The organism is Methylobacterium variabile (genome assembly GCF_001043975.1).
Classification (GTDB): Bacteria; Pseudomonadota; Alphaproteobacteria; order Rhizobiales; family Beijerinckiaceae; genus Methylobacterium; species Methylobacterium variabile.
Map to the genome: position 1 here is coordinate 1 of NZ_LABY01000301.1, position 3201 is coordinate 3201.

A 3201-nucleotide genomic window follows, 5' to 3' on the forward strand; every position below is an offset into this window, starting at 1 on the left:
CCCGCAGCGCAAGACCCCGCAACGCAAGACCCCGCAACGCAAGCCGACAGGAGCCGGAACGACGCCATGACCGACGAGCGCACCGTGACCACCCGCGAGGGCATCGCCTGGACCTGCATCGAGGCCCTGGCCGGGCTGCAGGACGCGCCGGATTCGGCGAAGGCGAAGCTCGCCGGCGAGGGCCGCCGGGTGGTGGTCTGCACCCCCTCGGGCGGCGCGCACTCGGTGCGGCTGACGCTCGCGGAGGGCTGGCGGGAGACGCCCGACGCCGACCTCGCTGCCGCGATCGAGGCGCAGCTCGCGCGCGAGGACCGCTGAGGTCGTCCGGGCGCGCATCAAGGACCGCGACGTCGCGCAGGCCGGGTCGCGCCGGGTTGAGGCGCGGACCTCAATCGTGGTGAAACACCTCCTCCATCCGCGCCCACCACTCGCCCTCGGCCCGGGTCTCGAGGGGGCGCTGGCACGGGATGGTCAGGCTCCACCATTCCTGGTTCCTGGCATCCGCCGCCATCCTGGCCATGTCGGCCTCGAAGTCGGTGCCGTGGTATTCCCAGGTGCCAAACAGCAGGTTCTCCGGCTCGCGCAGGAAGATCGTGTAGTTCCGGATGTTGCAGCGGCTGATAAGGTCCAGGACCTCCGACCACACGGCCTCGTGCAGCCGCTTGTAGGTCGCGACCTGATCCGGGTTCACGCCGATGACCATGCCCATCCGTTGCATGCGACGATCTCCTCAGGCGGCGTCCAGGCGGTAGAAGGACACGGCGTTGCCTCCGAACACGGCGTCGTGGTCGGCGGGCGGCACCAGGCCCTGGCACTGCGCGAGCCAGGCGCCGTACGAGCCCGCCAGGTTCAGCACCGGCCAGTCGCTGCCCCAGATCACCCGTCCGGGGCGAAACAGCGCCAGGATCGCCTCGGCATAGGGCCGCACGGCCTCGTGTCCGCCGCCCTCCGCCTCGGTCAGGAGGCCCGAGAGCTTGCAGGAGACGTTCGGCAGGCGGGCCAAAGCCGCGAGCGCGTCCCGCCACCCGGGCGAGCCGCCCTGCCCGATCGCGGGCTTCGCCCCGTGGTCGATCACGATGCGCAAGGTCGGATGCCGCGTCGCGAAGGTCAGGAGGTGCGGCAGCTGGCGCGGCCGGACGAGGGCGTCGAAAGCGAGGTCGTGCGCGACCATCGCGGCGATGGCGGGCGCGAGGGCCGGGTCGGCGATCCAGGCATCGTCGGGATGGTCCTGGAGCATCGGGCGCAGGCCCCTGAGGCGCGGCTCGCCCGCGACCCGCGCCACCGCCGCCGGGGCGTCCGCGGCCTTGAGGTCGGTCCAGCCGACCACGCCGCGGATGAACGGGTGGCGCGCGGCCAGCGCCAGCATCGCGGCGGTCTCGGCCTCGTCCTCGAGGGTCTGGACCAGCACGGTGCCGTCGAGCCCCGCGGCCGCGAGGAGCGGCGCCAGGTCGTCCGGCCCGAAGTCGCGGTGGAGCGCCGCGAGGTCGGGCGGCGGCCACCGGCCGGGCCGGTCGGCGAGCCGCCAGAGATGGTGATGGGCGTCGATGCGCATGGGAGCCTCAGGACTGGACGGGGGCGTCCTCGGCGATCAGGCCGCGGGCCTTCAGCCGCGTCCAGAACCCGGCCGGGATCGGCTCCTCGAACCAGGCGGCGTTGGCCTCGACCTGGGCGGCGGTGCGGGCCCCGGTCACCACCGTGAGCGCGGCCGGGTGGAGCAGCGGGAATTGCAGCGCGGCCGCCTCGAGCCGCACGCCCTCCTCGGCGCAGGCGGCGCGCAATGCCTCGGCCCGAGCGGCGACCTCCGCGGGCGCCTCGGCGTAGTTGAACGTGCCCCGGCCGGCGAGCAGCCCGGAATTGAACGCGCCCGCCACCGCGATGCCGATCCCCCGCCGGGCGCACGCGTCCATGAGCGGCAGGCTTGCCTGCTCGAGCAGGGTGTAGCGGCCGGCCAGCATGCAGAGGTCGAGGTCGGCCACCTGCACCGCCTCGGCGATGATCTCCCACTCGTTGACGCCGAGGCCGATCGCCCGCACGGCGCCCTCCTCGCGCAGCCGGGTCAGGGCCCGGAAGCCGCCTCCCGTCGTCAGCTGCTCCCAGTAGCGGGGATGGCGGTCGCCGTGGGTGAACGGGCCGATGTCGTGGACGTAGAGGATGTCGGGCTCAAGCACGCCGAGGCGCTGCTGGCTCGCCGCGAAGGCGCGCATCACGCCGTCATGGGTGTAGTCGAAGGTGGGGCGGAACGGCAGCGGGTCGGCGTAGCCCTCCTCCAGGGGGCCGACGGTCGGGTCGGGCACCATCAGGCGGCCGACCTTGGTGCTCACCGCGTAGCTCCCTCGGGGCTCCTCGGTCAGCAGGGTGCCGAGGCGGCGCTCCGAGCGGGTGAAGCCGTAGAACGGCGCCGTGTCGAAGTAGCGGATGCCGCGCTCCCAGGCCGCCCGGAAGGCGCCCGCGGCCTCGGCGAGGCTCGTCGCCCGGTAGAGGCCGCCCATCTGCGCGCAGCCGAGCCCGAGGGCGGTGACGGTGACGCCGCTGCGGGCGTGGGTTCTCGCGTCGGCGGCCTTCATGACGATCCTCGCGATGGGGCGCCCGGCGCCGGATTCGCTCCTCCGGCTTCATACACCCTCCCGCGGATCCGATCTGCCGTCCGTTCGGCTGCGCGGCGCGGCGGCCGCACAGGCTCCCTCCGGTGATCCTACCCGACGAAGAACAGATCGCTGACTTTCCCGATCAGCGGCGTGTCCCAGGACCAGTTGGACTGGCCGATGAGGTCGTGCTCGCGGGTGTACGTGCCGCCGGCGAGATCGTCGAAGCGCACCTCGGCGAAGGCCTTGAAGGCGCCGTCGATCTCCGGAATGGTGTTGCGGGGGGTCACCAGGTCGTCGACCGCGCCGATCAGCGCCGTGTCGGCCGCCCGGTTGGACCAGCCGACGAACTACACCCTGGGCCTGCGCCAAGGGAGCGCCATCCTTGAACAACCGCACCCAGCCGTCGGCATCGGCATCGACGGTCCAGGTGGCGGCAAGGCGTTCGGCGCATCAGCGCCGGCGCCCATCCGGGCCTAGCCGGTGCCTGCGACCGAGTCCGTTCGAGGGCGCAAGGCCCAACGTGAGACGATCGAGGGCGGACGGGCGCGGGCGTAAGCCCCGATGGTCCTCACGCCGAGGGCGGCTCCGGCAGGTAGCCGGCGGCGCGCAGGGCCTC

General features: G+C 73.2%; 4 protein-coding genes and 1 pseudogene. 1 reads left to right on the top strand and 4 read right to left on the bottom strand.

The window, feature by feature from the left end; all coding sequences use genetic code 11:
- Window positions 1-66 precede the first annotated feature (66 nt).
- Complete coding sequence (locus VQ02_RS31600) at window positions 67-318, top strand: hypothetical protein (RefSeq protein ID WP_048448227.1); 252 nt, start codon at window positions 67-69, stop codon at window positions 316-318.
- Between the two features lie 70 nt (window positions 319-388).
- Here VQ02_RS31600 and VQ02_RS31605 read toward each other — a convergent pair whose 3' ends face one another.
- The 4 genes and pseudogenes from VQ02_RS31605 to VQ02_RS36370 form a co-directional block, all read right to left on the bottom strand.
- Window positions 389-718, bottom strand: a complete 330-nt coding sequence (locus VQ02_RS31605) for an L-rhamnose mutarotase (protein ID WP_048448228.1) — start codon at window positions 716-718, stop codon at window positions 389-391.
- A 12-nt stretch (window positions 719-730) separates the two neighbouring features.
- Entirely contained in the window at window positions 731-1552 is an 822-nt protein-coding gene (locus VQ02_RS31610; RefSeq protein ID WP_048448229.1) for an amidohydrolase family protein, read from the bottom strand.
- Between the two features lie 7 nt (window positions 1553-1559).
- Window positions 1560-2564, bottom strand: a complete 1005-nt coding sequence (locus tag VQ02_RS31615) for an aldo/keto reductase (RefSeq protein WP_048448230.1) — start codon at window positions 2562-2564, stop codon at window positions 1560-1562.
- 128 nt (window positions 2565-2692) lie between these two features.
- Window positions 2693-3017, bottom strand: a pseudogene (locus tag VQ02_RS36370) (M10 family metallopeptidase C-terminal domain-containing protein); the annotation flags it as partial.
- Window positions 3018-3201 lie beyond the last annotated feature (184 nt).